Here is a 20960-nt window from a genome sequence, read left to right on the forward strand (position 1 = left end):
CCCCCGGTACGTCCCGGACCAGTCTGCTTGCGTTACACTTAAACGGGCAGAGCGGCTGTCAGGATACCAGACCGTATTTGCTACGCCTGCAGGGTGATGAAAACTGATGTTCATCGAAATCAGGCGACTGGTATCCGGCTTCTCAGCACGTACCGGATGATAAATCTCTGTTTATCGCAGTGGTACGTCGGGCGGAGTCTCACTCAACGTGGCGTCCGTAATTAGATAAGACCGTAGTCATTATCAAGGGTCGGACGTTAGACTCCATGACATTGGCATCATCCGATAAGTTTATGAAGCTAAGCTATCATAAGAAGGTGGATGAGCGCTTACGACCAATATAATGCAGCTGGCGTGCCATCTTTTTATTAAACGAAATAAACCATTGATTTAAAATGAATTAAATTTTAAATCAATGCTATCAAACTTACGCTTCTCATTGGCTATGGGTATTTCAGCTGGCAGCAACAGCTAAAACTGTCGCGAAAAAACGACAGGATAAAGCGCCAAACAAATATCCATTTAAAAACAACAAGATAAATGTCTCTTTTTGGCGACACGAATAAACACCCTTGTCGGCATTTCGCGACAATCAAATAAAAGCCATTAATAATCAAGCAATTAAAAAGGCGCTCTATTGAGCGCCTTCGGTTCAAAACCGGTGAAAAACCGGTCATTAGCTATACCGCGATAGCCGATTACCCCAGTTGACGACGCGCATTACGGAACATGCGCATCCACGGGCTATCTTCACCCCAGTTATCAGGATGCCAAGAATTGCTGACCGTACGGAACACCCGCTCAGGATGCGGCATCATGATAGTGACGCGACCATCCAAGTTAGTCACCGCGGTAATGCCGTTGACCGACCCGTTCGGGTTAGCAGGATAAGTGGTGGTCGCTTGCCCGGCGTTGTTCACAAAGCGCATCGCCACCAGCGCGCTTTGCTCCAGCGCATTGAGCTGCACCGTGTCGCGAAACTCCACTTGCCCTTCACCATGCGATACCGCAATTGGCATCCGTGAGCCGGCCATATCCGCCAGCAGCAGAGAAGGACTCGCCGCCACTTCCACCAGACTGAAACGCGCCTCGAAACGCTCCGAGCGGTTACGCACGAAACGTGGCCAGTTTTCAGTACCTGGGATCAGCTCATGCAAGTTGGACATCATCTGACAGCCATTACACACCCCGAGCGCCAGCGTATCTTGACGACGGAAGAACGACTCAAATTGATCCCGCGCCTGCGCGTTGAACAAAATCGACTTCGCCCAACCTTCACCGGCGCCCAAAACGTCACCGTACGAGAAGCCGCCGCAGGCCACCAGCGATTGGAACTGCTGCAAGTTGATGCGTCCGCCCAGAATATCGCTCATGTGCACATCGATGGCATCAAAACCAGCGCGATCGAACGCTGCCGCCATCTCGACATGCGAGTTCACGCCCTGCTCACGCAGCACCGCCAACTTCGGACGCACGCCAGTCGCAATGTACGGCGCGGCAATGTCGTCTGCCGAATCGAAGCTCAGGCGAACATTCAACCCCGGATCTTGCGGGTCACATTTGCCCGCAAACTCCTGATCGGCGCACTCTGGGTTATCACGACGACGCTGCATCTGCCACGTCATCTCCGCCCAGATCCCACGCAGGCGCGTGCGGGTATCTTCGATAATCACGCGGGTGCCACGGCGGATACTGAACAGATCATCGGTCACTGGTGCGCCAATTTCATGGGTGATATCCAGCAGGCCATGCTTGATCAGGATTTTACGCACATCGGTGATGGCGCTATCGCGCACCTGCAGCACTGCGCCCAGCTCTTCACTGAACAGCACCGCCATGTTGTCATCACCCAGCGCACCAATATCCACTTCCACGCCGCAATGACCGGCAAAGGCCATCTCCGCCAGCGTAACCAGCAGACCACCATCCGAACGGTCGTGGTAGGCCAGCAGATGACGCGCCGCTACCAGCTCTTGCATCGCATTGAAGAAGGCCAGCAAACGCGCTGGATTATCCAAATCGGCCGGCTTATCGCCCAGCTGCTTATACACTTGGGCCAGTGCCGAGCCGCCAACGCGGTTACACCCTTCACCTAAGTCAATCAGCAGCAGGCGTGATGCGCCCAAATCGGTGCGCAGTTGTGGTGTCAGCGTGGCGCGAATATCTTCCACGCGGCTAAAGGCCGAGATCACCAGCGACAGCGGCGCGGTCACAGACAGCTCTTCGCCCTCTTGCTGCCAGCGGGTTTTCATCGACATCGAGTCTTTACCCACCGGAATGGTCAGACCCAGCGCCGGACACAGCTCTTCGCCCACCGCCTTCACTGCCGCATACAAACCGGCATCTTCACCCGGGTGACCGGCTGCCGCCATCCAGTTGGCGGACAGCTTGATACGCTTGATGTCACCGATGCGCGTCGCCGCGATATTGGTGATCGCTTCACCGACCGCCAGACGCGCCGAGGCGGCAAAGTCCAACAGCGCCACAGGCGCCCGCTCGCCCATCGACATCGCTTCGCCGTGATAAGTATCAAAGCTCGCCGCGGTGACCGCGCAGTCAGCAACAGGGATCTGCCACGGGCCAACCATTTGATCGCGCGCCACCATACCGGTGACACTGCGATCGCCGATGGTGATCAGGAAAGTTTTTTCGGCGACTGCCGGCAAGCGCAAGACGCGCTCCAGCGCTTCGTGCAGCGTAGCACCACCTAAATCGAGTTTTTTGCCCTGCATCTGCAAGGTCTTCACATCGCGCAGCATCTTCGGCGTGCTACCCAGCAGCACATCCATCGGTAAATCAATCGGATGGTTGTCAAAATGCGGGTCATACATATCCAGATGCAGCTCGGCGCAGGCCTCACCAATCACGGCGTACGGCGCACGCTCACGCTGGCACAGCGCTTCAAAGCGCGCCAGCTGATCAGGAGCTACCGCCAGCACATAACGCTCTTGCGATTCGTTACACCAGATCTCCAGCGGACTCATGCCCGGCTCATCGCTGGCAATGGCGCGCAGGTCAAAGCGACCGCCGCGGCCACCATCGTGCACCAGCTCTGGCATGGCGTTCGACAGGCCACCCGCGCCCACATCATGGATAAACAGGATTGGGTTGTCGTCGCCCAGCTGCCAGCAGCGGTCGATCACTTCCTGACAGCGGCGCTCCATCTCTGGGTTATCACGCTGCACGGAGGCAAAGTCCAAATCCTCTTGCGATTGGCCCGAGGTCATGGATGAAGCCGCGCCACCACCCAAACCGATATTCATTGCCGGGCCCCCCAGCACAATCAGTTTGGCGCCAACCGGAATCTCCCCTTTTTGAATATGATTTTCTCGGATATTACCGAGGCCACCAGCCAGCATGATCGGCTTATGATAGCCTCGCACTTCCTGCCCGTTATGGCTATTCACCTCTTCTTCGTAGGTGCGGAAGTAACCCAGCAACGCTGGACGGCCAAATTCGTTGTTAAACGCCGCGCCGCCCAGTGGGCCTTCGGTCATGATATCCAGCGCCGAAACGATGCGATCGGGCTTACCAAAATCGGTTTCCCACGGCTGTTCAAAGCCCGGAATGCGTAAGTTAGACACCGAGAAGCCCACTAAACCGGCTTTTGGTTTGGCGCCGCGCCCCGTAGCGCCTTCATCACGAATTTCCCCACCAGAGCCGGTGGCCGCACCTGGCCATGGTGAAATCGCGGTGGGGTGGTTGTGCGTTTCCACCTTCATCAGAATGTGAGTCGGCTCTTGATAGTATTCATAGCGGCCGGTGTCCGGCGCGGCAAAGAAACGCCCGGCAACCGAGCCTTCCATCACGGCGGCATTATCTTTATACGCCGAGAAGACATACTCAGGAGTCTTCTCGAAGGTGTTTTTGATCATCTTGAACAGCGATTTTGCCTGCGGCTGATCATCGATAATCCAATCGGCATTGAAAATCTTGTGGCGGCAGTGCTCAGAGTTGGCCTGCGCGAACATATAAAGCTCAATGTCATTCGGATTACGCTGCAGGCGAGTAAAGCTAGCCAACAGGTAATCAATTTCTTCATCGGCCAACGCCAGCCCTAGGCGCAGGTTTGCTTGCTCCAGCGCTGCGCGCCCTTCTTCCAGCACAGGAATTTGCTGTACCGGAGCGGGTGCCTGCTCACTGAACAGCACATCGGCTTGCTGCAACTCGGTAAACACACACTCCATCATGCGATCATGCAACAACGCTTTCACCGCCGCTAACTGCTCCGCAGTCAGAGCATCGGCCGTCAGGTAGTAGGCAATACCGCGCTCTAAGCGGCGCACCTGCGTCAAGCCACAGTTATGCGCAATGTCGGTAGCTTTGGAGGACCATGGCGATACCGTCCCCGGACGTGGCGTTACCAGCAGCAGATAGCCCTTTGGCTCATGCTCTGGCAATGACGGGCCATAACGTAACAGGCGTGCCAGCTTGACCTGTTCATCGGTGGAAAGGGGCGCGCTCAAATGGGCGAAATGCACATATTCGGCATACACATCCTGTACTGGCAGTTGCGCATCCTGGCAGGCAGACAGTAATTTGGTCACGCGAAAAGCTGAAAGCGCTGGCGAGCCGCGCATAATTTCCATCATCGTTTAGCTCTCTTTAAGGGCGGTTTGGCTAAAAGGCCGCCGTATTATAGAGAAATTGCCGCGCCGACGAAACCGTTTGCGTCATGATTATTCCTGACTTCGTTAGTAAGAAATTCCTACAGTCAGTAACCCCATCTTGTAATAAAAAGATTGCGTCACGGGCCTCGGTTGGAGAAAATGCCTTGGCCCAATTGAACAAAAAGTCACCAACACGTTATCACCAGTAACACTCTGTGAAGAGATAATCTATTGAAAACGCTGAATTTTAAATGGATCAGCTGTCTGTTACTTCTGGCCGTGGGATTGGCTGTATTATTACCGGGACGTAATTGGGTTTTTGACAGACGCAGCCAACTAGAACAAGTAAAAGAGCGCGGGGAGCTCCGCGTCGGCACCATCAACAGTGCCCTCTCTTATTACATCGGACCGAATGGTCCATCCGGCCTAGAGTATGAGCTCACCAAACGTTTCGCCGATTACCTCGGGGTCGAACTGCGGATTGAATCTGCCTTCAGCCTGACGGATCTGTTTCCGGCCGTAAACGAAAAACGGCTCGATATGGCAGCCGCCGGCCTGCTGTTTAATCAGGAACGCCTGTCTCAATTTCGGGTTGGCCCTTCTTACTATTCCGTATCCCAGCAGTTGGTATACCGGAAGGGGAAAGCGCGCCCGAAAAACTTAAACGATCTGAAAGGCACCTTGATGGTGGCCTCCGGTTCGGCACATGCAGCCTCACTGGCTAAGTTAACCGGCAAATTTAGCAATTTAAGCTGGAAAGCCACCACCGATCTCTCTTCGGATGAATTGCTACGCCAAGTGGCCGAAGGCTCACTGGATTACACCGTGGCTGACTCAGTGAGTATTGCGGCGCTGCAGCGCATCAAGCCCGAGCTGGCCGTCGCCTTCGATATCAGTGATGAAGAGCCAGTCGTCTGGTACATGCGTAAAAGCGATGACGACAGCCTGTACGCCGCGATGCTGGATTTCATGAGTGAGATTGTGGAAGACGGCACGCTGGCGCGTTTGGAAGAGAAATACTTCGGTCATATCGATGAGTTTGATTATGTCGATACCCGTACTTTCTTGGCCGAAATCGAAAAAACGCTGCCGCAATACCAGAAGCTGTTCGAGCAATATGCGGGCGAGCTGGATTGGCGTTTGCTGGCGGCGGTAGCCTATCAGGAATCGCATTGGGATCCGGATGCTACCTCACCTACCGGTGTGCGTGGCCTGATGATGTTGACCCGTCCAACTGCCGCCTCGGTGGGCGTCAGTGATCGCACCGATCCTGAGCAAAGCATTCGTGGTGGCTCCGATTATCTGGCGCGCTTGATGGATAAAATTCCAGAAAGCATTCCCGAAGACGAGCGAGCATGGTTTGCACTGGCGGCGTACAACATTGGCTTTGGTCATATGATGGATGCCCGTCGCCTGACCAAAACCCAAGGCGCCAATCCTGACTCTTGGGCGGATGTGAAGCAACGTCTGCCGATGCTCAGTCAAAAACGCTACTACGCGCAGACTCGCTACGGCTTTGCCCGTGGCGGTGAAGCCTTCCGCTACGTGGAGAACATTCGTCGCTACATGCAAAGTTTGGTGGGCTATGATCAGGCGCAGCAGCTGGCGATTGCCGCTAAAGCCAAAGAAGTCGCGCCGCTGAACGATAACGGTGAGCCGGCGGTGATCAATACCGCGCAAGAAGCGCGTGAGCAAAACGCGCTGCAACGTGCCGAGATGAAGCAAAGCCGTCAAGAGGCGATGACCGAGCTCAAATCCCCCGGCGCAGGCTTAGTTACCGCGAAGGTGAAAGAATAACGGTGCTGCCACACCGATACGCAAACAGCACATAAGAACGGTAAACAAAGTAAAAAGAGGAGCGCCTGCTCCTCTTTTTTTGTGTCTCTTGTGTCCTGTTTAAGCCATGGGTTCAGGCATCACTCACCTGCACACAGGCTCGAATATCAGCAACATTCATAAGCTCGCGTATCGGTACGCAATTCGGCCCACCAATATAACCGTAATAAATAATTCACATCTCGGTTATGCTTTTGGCCCGCGTAATTACCGGCTAATGTTAAAACTGGCATTTCACCATTTTTCCGCTACATATCCGCATATAGGCATAATTTTAGGTTAAAAAGCCGCAAAACCTGACTCTAACAGCACATCAGACACAATTAGCATGCAATATTGTCGGGCTGATCGCATTGGAGCATTTACCTGTGCGTCATAATCTGGTAACACTGAGCGTATGAGATGGACAAGGCAGTCAGTCCAAAGAGGTGTACCATGATCCGACGTCGTAAATTGATGAGCAGTAAGAAACCGGCGATTGGGGGCTCTCTGCGCCGCCTGCGCATGCAGGTGAACCGTAAGCGCAAGATCCTGTTTCGCAATCGCTTATTTACATTGATTAACCTGCAATACGATACAGCAGAAAGGATGCCAGAGCAGGTTTGTTGGGGACGCGTACCCGAGCCGTCTCACCACTAATTCAGCGCTATATCCACTTTACCCCGCACCACCCTATCCCAAATTGATTATGTATCCGAAACGGCTGCGGCTAGAATCCCGCAGCCAGAGCAGGTGCTGTTCTCTTACTCAACATCCTCGCCGAGCGAGCTCGATTCACGTGCCGCCTGACGCAACGCTTTTTTCTCAGCCCGACGCCGACGGAAAAATGCACTGAGCTGCGCCCCGCACTCGTCGGCTAATACGCCGCCCAGCACCTCTAACTGATGATTAAAGTGCGGTTCACGCAGCAAATTCATCACCGAGCCCGCGGTGCCGGTTTTCAAATCGCTGGCCCCAAACACCAGTTGCCGAATTCGGCCATGCACCATCGCGCCTGAACACATGGCGCAAGGCTCCAATGTCACATACAGCACCGCATCCAGCAGACGATAGTTTTGTACCACTTTGCCGCCTTGGCGGATCGCCATCATCTCCGCATGCGCGGTCGGATCATGTTGGTCGATGGAGCGATTCCAGCCTTCACCTATCACTTGGCCGTCCAACACCAATACTGCGCCGACTGGCACTTCACCTTCCGCTTCCGCTTTCGCAGCCAGCGTCATGGCATGACGCATCCAAAATTCGTGCTCCGCCTGTTGTATCACGTTACATTCTTACCTGATGGTTAGCGTTATCTCTTGCCGCCAATTATAGACAAGCCGCGCCATCCGGTCGCCTGCTTCTGCTACGTGGTTACATACAAGCATTTCCTCCGCCAATGTTACATGTGATGCCGACACTTCCCCATAAAAAACGGGCTGCCAAAGCAGCCCGTTATCGAAAAGCGGTCTATCAAAGCGTATCAAACGCTTTTTTAGTTCTGACCAACTTAACCTGCAACCGGATAGGTATAACCAGCTTGCAGACCCAGCGGCAGCCCCAGCGCCCACCATGCCAGCAGGAACAAAATCCAACTGATCATAAAGGCAATGGAGTACGGCATCATGATAGACACCAGCGTACCCACCCCGGTCTCTTTCACATAACGCTGGCAATACACCACCACCAGCGGGAAGAACACCATCAGCGGCGTAATAATGTTGGTGGTAGAGTCACCAATACGGAACGCTGCCTGCGTCAGCTCAGGAGACAAGCCCACCGCCATCAGCATCGGCACCATAATTGGTGACAACAGCGCCCATTTTGCAGACGCAGAGCCAATCAGGATGTTAACCATCGCCGTCAGCAGAACCATACCGATGATGGTCACTTCGCCCGGCAACGCCATCTCTTTGAGGACATTCGCCCCTGACAGCGCCAGCAGCGTACCCAGATTGGAATCGCCAAACGCTTTGATGAACTGCGCACAGAAAAACGCCATCACCATGTATGAGCCCATCTTGCTCATGGTGTTGCTCATGGCATCAATCACGTCTTTGCTGGTCTTGAAAGTACCCGCTACACGGCCATACACAATGCCAGGGAAGATAAACAGCAAGAAAATCAATGGCACAATCGACTTCATCACCGGCGCAGCATAGCTGGTCAGTGAGCCATCAGCAGCGCGCAGCGGTGATGTCTCAGGCCACAGCGCTGCGGCCAACAGGCCAAGACCGGCCAGCATCGCCCAGCTAGCAGCGCGGAAACCACGGTTTTCCGCCTCGCTGTAGGAGGTCATGTCTTCAGGCTCTGGCAGCGTATCGTTGAGCTTCATTTTGCTCACGCGCGGCTCAACCACTTTCTCGGTGACCCACCAGCCAACCAGTGTGATCATCAGGGAAGAGGCCATACCGAAGAACACGTTACACAGCGTGTTAACGGTGTAATCGCCATCCAGCAAACGAGCGGCCGCTTGGGTAAAGCCTTGCAGCAGCGCATCGTTACCACACGGGATGAAGTTTGCGGCAAATCCACCCGATACCCCGGCAAAGGCAGCGGCCAGACCAACCAGCGGATGACGACCCGCGGCGTGGAAGATAATCCCACCAATTGGGATCACCAGCACGTAACCCGCATCCGCCGCAGTGTGGCTCAGCATGGCGACAAAAATCAGCATCGGGGTCAGCATGTGACCCGGCGTTACCCGCAGCAGTTTTTTCAAACCGGTGTTGATGTAGCCAGACTGCTCCGCCACACCGACCCCCAGCATGGCCACCAGTACGATGCCCAACGGTGCAAACGAGGTAAAGGTGGTGACCATATTGGCCAAGAAAGAGGTTAGCGCCGTACCGGTCAGCAGGTTATTGACCTGTACAGTTTCGCCATTGACAGGGTTAACCAGATCAAAGGTCACTTGTGACAGCAGTGCTGACACGCCCCACACCAGCAGCAAGGCGTACAAAAACATCATGGCTGGATCAGGAAGTTTGTTACCCGCACGTTCAACCGCGTTTAAAAAACGGGTCATCATTGTGGGCGAAGGGAGTTGTGCTTGTTGTTCACTCATACGCGTCCTGCATTTGTTATTTGAAGATGAAAAATCGGTGCATGCTAGCATAAACAAATTGTTTCATCTTATTTCCGCAGTAAAAACAGAGCGTATTTCACACAATATAAGCACAGATCGCTAAATATCATTCTGCGATTAGGTGATCAACCTAGCCAAATACTCATACAAAAAAGCCCCGCAGTGCGGGGCTAACATGACGAAGCAAGATAAATCGATATATGCTGACCGCCGATACAGCTAAAGCGGTCAGAGAGGAAGGATTATTCCCACTCGATAGTTGCCGGTGGCTTACCAGAAACATCGTAAACAACGCGGGAAATACCGTTGATTTCGTTGATGATTCGGTTAGACACTTTGCCCAACAGCTCATACGGCAGGTGCGCCCAATGGGCGGTCATAAAGTCGATGGTTTCTACCGCGCGCAGGGAGACCACCCAGTCATACTTGCGGCCATCGCCCATCACCCCAACCGAACGCACAGGCAGGAAGACCACGAAAGCTTGGCTGACTTTGTCGTACCAGTTGGCTTTATGCAGCTCTTCGATAAAGATGGCATCGGCACGGCGCAGGATATCGCAGTACTCTTTCTTCACTTCACCCAGTACGCGAACCCCCAAACCAGGACCAGGGAACGGGTGTCGGTACAGCATGTTATACGGCAGACCCAGCTCCAAACCAATACGACGCACTTCGTCTTTGAACAGCTCTTTGAGCGGCTCAACCAGACCCAGCGCCATCTCTTCTGGCAATCCACCTACGTTGTGGTGAGATTTGATCACGTGTGCCTTACCGGTCGCGGAGGCAGCGGATTCAATCACATCTGGATAGATAGTGCCTTGCGCCAGCCACTTCACGTTGCTGAGTTTGCCGGCTTCCTCGTCGAACACTTCCACGAACACGCGACCGATGGTCTTACGCTTTTGCTCTGGATCTTGAATACCAGCCAGTGCAGTCAAGAAACGCTCTTCGGCTTCCACACGGATAATGTTCAGGCCAAACTGATCGCCGAACATGTTCATCACTTGATCCGCTTCGTTCAAACGCAGCAGACCGTTGTCAACGAACACACAAGTCAGACGCTTACCGATCGCGCGGTGCAGCAGCATAGCGGTTACGGAAGAATCCACACCACCGGACAGACCTAAGATCACCTCATCATCGCCCACTTGCTCGCGGATCCGAGCCACCGCGTCATCGATGATAGTAGCTGGCGTCCACAGCGCTTCACAGCCACAGATCTCCAGTACGAAGTTCTCCAGCATGCGCTTACCCTGATGGGTATGGGTCACTTCTGGGTGGAACTGAACACCGTAAAAACGTTTTTCTTCGTTAGCCATCGCCGCAAACGGACAGGTATCCGTTACCGCAATAGTGCTGAAATCAGAAGGAATCGCTGTCACTTTATCGCCGTGACTCATCCACACATCCAGCAGTGGTTTGCCTTCGGCATTCACGCTGTCTTGTGCGCCTGCAAACAGACGGCTGTTACCCAGCACTTCCACACTGGCATAGCCAAATTCGCGCTCGTCAGAAGAGTGCACCATGCCGCCTAACTGCATCGCCATGGTCTGCATGCCATAGCACACGCCCAGTACCGGGACACCGGCGTTGAACACATATTCCGGCGCACGTGGGCTACCTTGCTCGGTAGTACTTTCTGGGCCACCAGAGAGGATAATACCGTTCGGGTTAAAGCTGCGGATCTGCTCTTCAGTGACATCCCAGGCCCACAATTCACAATATACGCCAATCTCACGGATACGGCGGGCAATCAGTTGGGTGTACTGAGAACCAAAATCGAGGATCAGAATACGGTGGTCGTGAATATTTTTGCTCATCGGTCACTCTGTTTTGAATTAACGGCGAAAAAGGTTACTGCAGCGGCGGGATTCATACGCCGCCGCTGCAAGCATACAGGCGGCTAATCAGCCCATACGGTAGTTCGGCGACTCTTTAGTGATGGTGACATCGTGTACGTGGCTTTCTTTCATGCCCGCACCGGTGATGCGCACAAACTCGGCCTTGGTGCGCAGATCTTCGATGGTGGCGCTACCGGTCAAGCCCATGCAAGAGCGCAGACCGCCCATTTGCTGGTGCACGATCTCTTTGAGTTTGCCTTTGTAAGCGATACGGCCTTCGATACCTTCCGGTACCAGTTTGTCGGCAGCGTTGTCGCTTTGGAAGTAACGATCAGACGAGCCTTTTGACATCGCACCCAGTGAACCCATACCGCGGTAGGATTTGAATGCGCGGCCTTGATACAGCTCGATTTCGCCTGGAGATTCTTCGGTACCGGCCAGCATCGAGCCAACCATCACGCAAGAAGCGCCTGCCGCAATGGCTTTAGCGATATCACCAGAGAAACGAATACCACCATCAGCAATCACAGGAATGCCCAGTGGCGCCAGCGCGGCAGCAGCATCAGATACTGCAGTAATTTGCGGTACACCCACGCCAGTTACGATACGAGTGGTACAGATAGAGCCTGGGCCGATGCCCACTTTCACGGCACTGCAACCGGCTTCGGCCAGTGCCAATGCACCGGCTGCGGTAGCTACGTTACCGCCGATGATTTGCAGATCAGGATATTTAGCGCGGGTTTCACGAATACGTTGCAATACGCCTTCAGAGTGACCGTGCGAGGAGTCAATCAGCAGCACATCGATACCGGCTTCCACCAGCGCATCGATACGCTCTTCATTGCCCGCGCCCGCACCTACGGCCGCGCCTACACGCAGGCGACCCAGCTCGTCTTTACAGGCATTCGGCTTACGCTCGGCTTTTTGGAAGTCTTTTACTGTGATCATGCCTTTGAGGCGGAAGCTGCGATCCACCACCAGCACTTTTTCCACGCGACGCTCGTGCATCAGCGCCAGTACATCGGTGCGTGGCGCGCCTTCCAGCACAGTCACCATACGTGGTTTTGGTGTCATCACCTTGGTTACAGGCTGATCCAAGTCAGTCACAAAGCGCACATCACGCCCGGTGATGATCCCCACCAACTCCAGCTCGTCGGTCACGACTGGGTAACCGGCAAAGCCATTTTTCTCGGTCAGCGCCAGCACTTCACGGATAGTGGTGGTCGGCTTCACGGTCACCGGATCGCTCACCACCCCACTTTCATATTTTTTCACTTTGCGGACTTCTTCAGCCTGACGCTCGATAGGCATATTCTTGTGAATAAAGCCCAGACCGCCTTCCTGTGCCAGCGCAATAGCCAGATCCGCTTCGGTCACGGTATCCATAGCAGCAGACAGCATCGGAATGTTCAGGCGAATGGTTTTAGTGAGCTGAGTGCTCAAGTTCGCAGTGTTTGGTAAGACAGTAGAATGGGCAGGAACGAGCAGAACGTCGTCAAAGGTCAAAGCTTCTTTTGCGATTCTTAACATTGCAATATCTCACCAGGGAAAGTGGAAGTTCAAAGTTCGATAAAATATTGCCGTCGCATTATACATGACGTAAACGATTAGCCAAACGTTTTTTCGCTTTGCTGCTTGCGTTTTTGCCTAGGTAACGTACTATCGATTGATCACCATCATTCTTCAGCCGGTAATCTGCGCGGAGCTGTTTTGCAAGAAAACCGTCCTATCTTCACTGTCTCTCGTCTCAATCAGGCAGTACGTTTACTCCTCGAAAGCCAACTGACACAGATCTGGATCAGCGGGGAAATCTCCAACCTTTCGATGCCCGTTTCTGGCCATTGGTACTTCACGCTCAAAGACCTGCAAGCGCAAGTCCGCTGCGCCATGTTCCGTACCAGCAATCGCAAAGTGACCTTTCGACCGCAAAACGGCCAGCAAGTGTTGGTTCACGCGAATGTCACCCTGTATGAGCCACGTGGCGATTATCAGCTGGTCGTGGAAGGCATGCAGGCCGATGGGGCCGGTGATTTACAGCAGCAGTTTGAGCAGTTGAAGATGCAGCTGGCGGCAGAAGGATTATTTGCCCAAAGCGCTAAAAAGCCGCTGCCCGAGCATCCCAAGCAAGTGGGGATCATCACCTCCGCCAGTGGTGCAGCCCTACAAGATATGTTGCAAATCTTGCAGCGCCGCGATCCGATGCTGCCGGTAGTGATTTATCCGGTGATGGTGCAAGGTAACGAGGCGCCGGCGCAAATTATCCGAGCGCTTACGCTAGCGAATGCCCGACGGGAATGTGATGTGCTGATTGTCGGGCGCGGCGGTGGTGCACTGGAAGATTTGCTGGCGTTTAACAACGAAGCGGTTGCACGGGCAATTTTTGCCAGCCAACTACCGGTGATCAGCGCCGTCGGCCATGAAACCGATGTCACCATTGCCGATTTTGTTGCCGACCTGCGCGCGCCAACGCCGTCCGCCGCTGCAGAATTAGTCAGCCGTGACCAGCAAGCGCTGCTCACGCGCCTAAGCCAGAGCCAGCATCGCTTACAACAAGCTGCGATACGCCAGCTGCAGCGCCAGCAGCAGCATCTGGAGCGCTTACAGCACCGTTTACTGCGCCAACACCCACAAGCGCGTCTACAGCGCCAGCAGATGCAGCTGGATGATTTACAGCATCGCCTGCAGCAGGCCACGGAGCGACTGTTGCAACGTCAGCAGCAGCGTACCGATAGCCTGTTGCATCGGCTGCATACCCAAACGCCACGCCAGCGCATCGATCGCAGCCAGCAACAGCTCGATCAGCTCACGGCTCGCCTGTCACAGCAAACGCAACACCTGCTGCGCCAGCGAGGCCAGGCCTTGGGCCTACTCGGCGCGCGTCTGCAGGCCGTCAGCCCACTGGCGACGCTGGCTCGTGGCTATGCAGTAGTGCAAGACGAACAACGCCAGCTCATCACCTCAGTGCAGCAAGTGCAGGCCGGAGATAGCCTGCAAATTCGTCTTAGCGACGGCGTGCTGCACAGCCGCGTCGAGCGTACCAGCGAGTAATCTGCGGTATACGCTTATTCAGCGGCTTGAAAATAAAACTGCAATGTCTGCCGTGAACGCGGCACATTGCAGTGATTACAAAAATAACTCTCAGCGCCACACGCCGCTAAACGCTGCAGCGGTTGTCCGCATTCAGGGCAATCAGCCAACCGGATAAAACTCTCGCCGCATTCTGGGCAGTGATAATGCCCTTTGCTCCACACTAACTCGCCCGCACAGTGTGGACAGCTGTTTTCACCGCCATTTGGCATATCGCTTTGCGTATCACTCATCGCTGACTCCTGATATTTCCATTTCGATTACTGTACTTTCTGTACGGGTGCTGTGCTGGTAAAGCGGCACTCGATGCCAGTGCGCCTTTGCCGCATCGTGAGTTCAGTATACCCAAAATGCAACACGGGAGCCCAAAGGCTCCCGTGATAGTGCAACAAGCAAGATCCAACTTTCGCTAGACGAAAATCAGTTCTTCGCTTTTTTGATGAATTTCAGCAGACGCTTACGCTTGTGCATCTGGCTCACACTCAGCAAGTTACGCTTCTGACCAAACGGGTTCGACGTCTCTTGGAACTGAATTCGGATCGGCGTCCCCATGATCTTCAAGGAGCGACGATAGTAGTTCATCAGGTAACGCTTGTAAGACTCCGGCAAGTCTTTGAGCTGGTTACCGTGGATCACGATGATCGGAGGGTTGTGACCACCGGTGTGCGCATACTTCAGCTTAATGCGACGGCCATTCACCATTGGTGGCTGGTGATCTTGGGTCGCCATCTGCATGATCCGGGTCAGCATCGCCGTGCTCACACGCTTGGTCGCCGACGAATACGCTTCTTGGATCGACTCAAACAGGTTACCCACACCACTGCCGTGCAGTGCCGAGATGAAGTGAATACGGGCAAAGTCCACGAAGTCCAGACGACGATCCAGCTCTTCTTTGACGCGATCTTTCACTGATTGATCCAGACCATCCCACTTGTTCACCACCACGACCAGCGAACGACCGGCATTCAGCACGAAACCGAGCAATGACAAGTCCTGATCGGAAATGCCCATGCGCGCATCCAGCACCAGCAGAACGACGTTAGCATCTTCGATTGCTTGCAGGGTTTTAATAACGGAGAACTTCTCCACCGTCTCGGTCACTTTACCGCGACGACGCACCCCAGCGGTATCGATCACCACGTAGTCTTGGCCATCACGTTCCATCGGGATATAGATACTGTCACGGGTAGTACCCGGCATATCGTAAACCACGACGCGATCTTCACCCAGAATACGGTTGGTCAGCGTGGATTTACCCACGTTTGGACGACCGACCAAAGCAATCTTGATTGGACGATCATCCGGAGCCTGCTCCGCTTCGTCTTCCAGCTCTTCAGAATCGATCAGATCGCCGTTTTCATCAAACTGCAGATCTTCTGGCTCATTCCAGCCATCATCGCCTTCATCGGCCAGCTCGTCGTGCTCTTCTTCTTCCATCTCAGACACCAGCGGAGCCAGTGCCTGATCGATCAGCGCCGACACACCACGGCCATGCGCCGCAGCAATTTGATAAATCTCACCCAAACCCAGTGCGTAAAAATCGGCGCAATGCGCATCAGCATCGATACCATCGACTTTGTTGGCGACCACCAGGGTTGGTTTTTCACGCATCCGCAGATGCTGGGCAATCGCCTGATCGGCGGTGGTCATGCCGGCACGGGCATCCACTAAAAACAGCACCACATCGGCTTCTTCAATCGCCATCAGCGATTGCTCTGCCATTTTGGTTTCCACACCGTCTTCGGTACCGTCAATACCACCGGTATCAATCACGATGAACTCATGGCCGGATAGAACCGCACGTCCATATTTGCGATCTCGGGTCAGGCCGGGAAAATCAGCAACCAACGCATCCCGCGTGCGGGTAAGACGATTGAACAGCGTGGATTTCCCCACATTCGGACGTCCTACTAGAGCGACGACAGGAACCATAAAAACCTCTTATTTCTTATAGAGAAAACGGCTCCTGATCCCAAGATCAGGAGCCGTACCTCACCAATTACTACGCTTGCACTTATTTTTTCAGTGCAATCACATCACCGTTACGGGCCTGCACCAACAAGGTGTCATCGGCCACAACTGGCTCGGCATACAAACCGCTGCTGTCGACTTTGCTCTGGGCGACAAAACGGCCATCACCCAGATCCATCCAGTGCAGGTAGCCTTCGGCATCACCAACCACCAGATAGCCTTCATACACCACAGGCGCAGTCACACCACGGTACTGCAGAGCATTTTGGCTCCACAGCTCGGTGCCACCGCGAATATCCACCGCTACAATGCGACCGGTGCTGTCGACCAGATACAGGGTGTTGCCATCAATGACAAAGTCATTCACGGAGCCAAAGGAACGACGCCACAGTGGTTGACCGGAGCGCAGATCCAGCGCAGACAGCTCGCCGTTATACGCCAGTGCATATACCACATTATTCACCACAATCGGCGTGGCATCCACATCGGACAGGCGATCAATCTCAGTCGCCCCACCCGGCTTGGCGATACGTTGCTGCCAAATCAGCTGACCTTGATCCATCATGATGGCGGTCACGCGACCACTGTCGCCGCCCACCAGCACGGCACCGTACGCTGTCACTGGGCTAGACTCGCCGCGAATCGACAGGGTTGGGGTATCTAGGTTAGCCGTCCAACGGATCTGGCCATCATCGGCATTCAGGGCCTGTAGCATACCATTTGTGGTATGCACCAGCACTATATTGTCTTCTACGGCAGGACGTGACAGCACTTCGCCGCCAACACGCGCCGTCCACTTCACGCTGCCATCGTCAGCATTCAGGGCATACAGCTCGGCCTTTTCGCTGGCCACATACACTGAGCCATCAGCGGCAGTCACGCCACCGGCTAACATCGGTGAAGTGCTGCTAGAGAAGAAGCCGGATTTTTCCGCCACGCTGGTTTTCCACAGCACATTGCCTTTTTCGGCATCCAGAGCGGCGACTTCGCCGTTACGGGACGCGGCGTAAACCTTGCCATCCATATAAGCTGGACGCAGACGGGAGAAGAAATCACCGACGCCGTTGCCCACGGAGGTATCCCACAATTTTTCTACTTTAAACTGGTTTTCCACTACCGGCAGTGGTGACATCTTCACCACATCTTCTTCGCCGCTAAACAAAGAGCAGCCGCTCAGTAATGTTGCTGCCAGCAAGCTGGTTGCCAGCAGATGATGGCGCTTTGCCATGCCAACCTCTCTTTAATCGTATGGCCACACTAAGATGCAGCGCGCCCCACTTACGTGATGCGCGCTGAGAGCCGTCTTAGTTGGATAAGTCGTTCAGCTTCATCTGCAACATGCCTTGCAGCGTCGGGTTTGCACCGTCGGTCATGGCCTGGGTGTAGGCCGCTTTCGCGCCAGCCAGATCATGTTTGCTCAGCAGGATATCGCCACGCAGTGCCAGCGCTTGTGGTTTCCAAGCCGCAGAGGTGATTTTATCCAAAGTCGCCAGTGCGTTATCCGACTGCCCCAGCTGCTGCTGAACGCGCGCCAGACGCAGAGTGATAACTGGAGTCAGCGTGGCATCTTGAGTATTGGCCTGCGCCCACTCCAGCTGCTTGGCTGCCGCGGCGTAATTACCTTGTTCAATCTGCGCTTTGCTCAGCTCGAGCGCGGTAAACACACCATAGGAGGTATCTGGATGGGCATCAATAAACGCCTGAGCCTGCTTATCCACCGCCTGCGCTTGTGTGCTGTCGGCTGCTTTGCTGCCGTCAGCCACAGTGTTCAGACCGGTCAATACTTGCTCGTATTGTGTCGACATTGCGGTGTAGTTATTGTGCTGATGAGACTGCCAGTAACGCCAGCCATACAATCCACCTAACCCCAGTACCGCACCGATAATGACGGCGCGGCCGTTGTCCTTCCACCATTGACGAAACGCGTCAAGTTGCTGCTCTTCTGTGGTATAGATGTCCACCGATTCCATCCTCATTAATTAAAACAGTGTCGCCAATCGTGCCACCGCTGCATCCTGACTCAGGGTTTCCTGATCTGAGGTATGCAGGTTTTTCAGTACTACCTGACCGGTCGCGATTTCACTCTCGCCCAGCACCAGCGCATACTGTGCGCCCACTTTATCTGCGCGTTTGAATTGCTTTTTAAAGTTACCGCCACCGCAGTGAGTCATGATGTTCAGCTCTGGCAGCAAATCACGCAGATTTTCGGCCAGACACATTGCCGCAGTCAGTGTACCTTCTCCGGCGGAAACCACATAAATATCAACCGGATTTTTAATTTCAATGCTCTGGTTAACGGTTTGCACCAGCAGAACCAGACGCTCCAAGCCCATGGCGAAGCCCACCGATGTGGTCGCGTGACCACCCAGCTGCTCAACCAGACCATCGTAGCGACCACCGCCACACACGGTACCTTGAGAGCCCAAGCTTTCAGTGACCCACTCGAACACGGTACGGTTGTAGTAATCCAGACCACGCACCAGACGGTTATTCAGGGTGTAAGCAATACCGGCAGCATCCAGCAGCGCACACAAGCCGTTGAAGTGATCGCGCGACTCGTCGTCCAGATAATCGGCCAGCTTCGGCGCATCGTTCAGCAGCGCTTGGATATCGGCATTTTTGGTATCCAGCACGCGCAGTGGGTTGGTGTACATGCGGCGCTTGCAATCTTCGTCCAGCACATCGATATGCTGCTCTAAGAATGCAATCAGCGCGGTACGGTAGTTAGCACGTGCTTCCAGAGAGCCGATCGAGTTCAGCTCCAGACGTACGTGATCGGCAATCCCCAGCTCACGCCACAGACGGGCGGTCATCATGATCAGCTCAGCATCGATATCCGGGCCTTGCAGACCGAACACTTCAACCCCAACCTGATGGAACTGGCGATAACGGCCTTTTTGCGGACGCTCGTGACGGAACATCGGGCCGATGTACCACAGGCGCTGTTCCTGATTGTACAGCAGGCCATGCTCGATACCGGCGCGAACACAGCTTGCTGTGCCTTCAGGTCGCAGGGTCAGGCTGTCGCCGTTGCGATCTTCAAAGGTGTACATCTCTTTTTCTACCACGTCGGTCACTTCACCGATCGCACGACAGAACAGCGGAGTCATCTCCACCAGAGGCATACGGATTTCACTGTACCCATAGCTCGCGACAACGCGCTTGATGGTACCTTCGATTTTTTGCCAGACCGGGGTTTCATTTGGCAGACAGTCATTCATCCCGCGGATGGCTTGGATTTGTTTGGCCACGTCACTTCTCTTTTGTAATTTGTCTGTATTCTTCGCAGAATCCGAAACTGCTCCGGCAGTCGCATCGGTGCCGACTGCCGGAGGATCCTTGCGGATTATAAATAGTTTGTTAGCGCCGATTCAATCAAGGCCGCCGCTACAGTTGTTACAGGCTGTCGGCGTTCAGATCACTCATCAATCTGATTGATGCCGATCCGGTTGCGCTCATCCATCATCGCCGCTTTGGCGCGGATTTTGGCTTCCAGCTCGTCGACCAGATTGTCGTTGTCAAAACGGGTCTTTTGACGCACGCCATCCTCGTAAAAACCGCTCTTGTTGCTGCCACCGGTGACGCCCAAATCGGACACCAGCGCTTCACCCGGGCCATTGACCACGCAACCGATGATAGATACATCCATTGGTGTGATCAGGTCTTCTAGGCGCTGCTCCAGCGCATTCACAGTGCTGATCACATCAAACTCTTGGCGTGAGCACGTCGGGCAAGCGATGAAGTTGATGCCACGCGAGCGAATACGCAGCGCTTTGAGGATATCAAAGCCCACTTTGATCTCTTCAACCGGATCAGCGGCCAGAGAAACGCGCAGCGTGTCACCGATACCTTCGGCCAGCAACATGCCCAGACCGATCGCCGATTTGACCGAGCCGCTACGTGCGCCGCCGGCTTCGGTGATCCCCAGATGCAAAGGCTGTTCGATCTGTTGCGCCAGCAGGCGATACGCTTGCACCGCCAAGAACACATCCGAAGCTTTAACACTGACTTTGAAATCAGGGAAGTTCAGACGGTCGAGGATTTCGACATGGCGCAGTGCAGATTCCACCAACGCTTGCGGCGTCGGCTCACCGTATTTTTCTTGGATATCCTTCTCCAGCGAGCCGGCGTTCACGCCGATCCGAATCGGGATATTGTTATCGCGCGCGCAATCCACAACGGCGCGAATGCGATCTTCACGGCCAATATTGCCCGGGTTGATGCGCAAACAGTCAACCCCGTACTCAGCCACTTTCAGCGCGATGCGGTAATCGAAGTGGATATCGGCCACCAGCGGTACCGTCACCTGCTGCTTGATCAGTTTAAAGGCTTCCGCCGCATCCATGGTCGGTACCGAAACCCGTACGATATCCGCCCCGACTCGCTCCAGCGCGCGGATCTGCGCCACTGTCGCATCCACATCGGTGGTACGGGTGTTGGTCATCGACTGCACGGAGATCGGTGCATTACCACCAACCGGTACATTACCCACGAAAATCTGGCGTGATTTACGCCGTTGAATTGGCGATTCCTTATGCATAACTTACT

General features: G+C 54.4%; 14 protein-coding genes. 3 read left to right on the forward strand and 11 right to left on the reverse strand.

Annotation, left to right across the window (positions count from 1 at the left end; translation table 11 throughout):
- Nucleotides 1-698: 698 nt before the first annotated feature.
- Nucleotides 699-4592, reverse strand: coding sequence for a phosphoribosylformylglycinamidine synthase (gene purL, locus LQ901_RS10790; protein WP_178090322.1), 3894 nt, complete (start codon nt 4590-4592; stop codon nt 699-701).
- 249 nt (nt 4593-4841) lie between these two features.
- Here purL and mltF point away from each other — a divergent pair, with 249 nt between their 5' ends.
- Complete coding sequence (gene mltF / locus LQ901_RS10795) at nt 4842-6407, forward strand: membrane-bound lytic murein transglycosylase MltF (protein ID WP_064977246.1); 1566 nt, start codon at nt 4842-4844, stop codon at nt 6405-6407.
- Between the two features lie 474 nt (nt 6408-6881).
- Nucleotides 6882-7085 carry a hypothetical protein gene (locus tag LQ901_RS10800; RefSeq protein WP_039046714.1) on the forward strand — a complete coding sequence of 68 codons (204 nt, stop codon included), beginning with the start codon at nt 6882-6884 and terminating at the stop codon, nt 7083-7085.
- Nucleotides 7086-7189: 104 nt separating this feature from the next.
- On the opposite strand, the gene tadA is transcribed toward LQ901_RS10800, so the two are convergent.
- The 4 genes from tadA to guaB form a co-directional block, all read right to left on the reverse strand.
- The gene (gene tadA, locus LQ901_RS10805) at nt 7190-7711 is read right to left on the reverse strand and encodes a tRNA adenosine(34) deaminase TadA (RefSeq protein WP_370635647.1); all 522 of its coding nucleotides are present in this window, start codon (nt 7709-7711) and stop codon (nt 7190-7192) included.
- 224 nt (nt 7712-7935) lie between these two features.
- On the reverse strand, nt 7936-9492 hold the full coding sequence (locus LQ901_RS10810) for an AbgT family transporter (protein WP_036768610.1): 1557 nt from the start codon (nt 9490-9492) through the stop codon (nt 7936-7938).
- A gap of 263 nt (nt 9493-9755) precedes the next feature.
- On the reverse strand, nt 9756-11333 hold the full coding sequence (guaA, locus tag LQ901_RS10815; RefSeq protein ID WP_010862415.1) for a glutamine-hydrolyzing GMP synthase: 1578 nt from the start codon (nt 11331-11333) through the stop codon (nt 9756-9758).
- Between the two features lie 87 nt (nt 11334-11420).
- Entirely contained in the window at nt 11421-12884 is a 1464-nt protein-coding gene (gene guaB, locus LQ901_RS10820) for an IMP dehydrogenase (RefSeq protein ID WP_010862416.1), read from the reverse strand.
- A gap of 180 nt (nt 12885-13064) precedes the next feature.
- Here guaB and xseA point away from each other — a divergent pair, with 180 nt between their 5' ends.
- A complete protein-coding gene (gene xseA, locus LQ901_RS10825) occupies nt 13065-14402 on the forward strand; it encodes an exodeoxyribonuclease VII large subunit (protein ID WP_233672258.1) in 1338 nt (445 codons plus the stop codon).
- A gap of 14 nt (nt 14403-14416) precedes the next feature.
- Here the strand turns inward: xseA and LQ901_RS10830 are convergent, their stop codons facing one another.
- From LQ901_RS10830 to ispG, 6 genes are all read right to left on the reverse strand, one after another.
- Complete coding sequence (locus LQ901_RS10830; protein ID WP_010862418.1) at nt 14417-14674, reverse strand: zinc ribbon domain-containing protein; 258 nt, start codon at nt 14672-14674, stop codon at nt 14417-14419.
- A gap of 187 nt (nt 14675-14861) precedes the next feature.
- The gene (gene der, locus LQ901_RS10835; RefSeq protein WP_010862419.1) at nt 14862-16373 is read right to left on the reverse strand and encodes a ribosome biogenesis GTPase Der; all 1512 of its coding nucleotides are present in this window, start codon (nt 16371-16373) and stop codon (nt 14862-14864) included.
- A gap of 82 nt (nt 16374-16455) precedes the next feature.
- Nucleotides 16456-17640, reverse strand: coding sequence for an outer membrane protein assembly factor BamB (gene bamB / locus LQ901_RS10840; protein ID WP_064977243.1), 1185 nt, complete (start codon nt 17638-17640; stop codon nt 16456-16458).
- 76 nt (nt 17641-17716) lie between these two features.
- Nucleotides 17717-18373, reverse strand: coding sequence for a YfgM family protein (locus LQ901_RS10845; RefSeq protein ID WP_064978416.1), 657 nt, complete (start codon nt 18371-18373; stop codon nt 17717-17719).
- 18 nt (nt 18374-18391) lie between these two features.
- On the reverse strand, nt 18392-19663 hold the full coding sequence (gene hisS, locus LQ901_RS10850; protein ID WP_010862422.1) for a histidine--tRNA ligase: 1272 nt from the start codon (nt 19661-19663) through the stop codon (nt 18392-18394).
- Between the two features lie 167 nt (nt 19664-19830).
- On the reverse strand, nt 19831-20952 hold the full coding sequence (ispG, locus tag LQ901_RS10855) for a flavodoxin-dependent (E)-4-hydroxy-3-methylbut-2-enyl-diphosphate synthase (protein ID WP_010862423.1): 1122 nt from the start codon (nt 20950-20952) through the stop codon (nt 19831-19833).
- Between the last annotated feature and the right edge of the window lie 8 nt (nt 20953-20960).

This window comes from Plesiomonas sp. PI-19, assembly GCF_021368255.1.
GTDB lineage: Bacteria > Pseudomonadota > Gammaproteobacteria > Enterobacterales > CAMTGL01 > Plesiomonas > Plesiomonas shigelloides.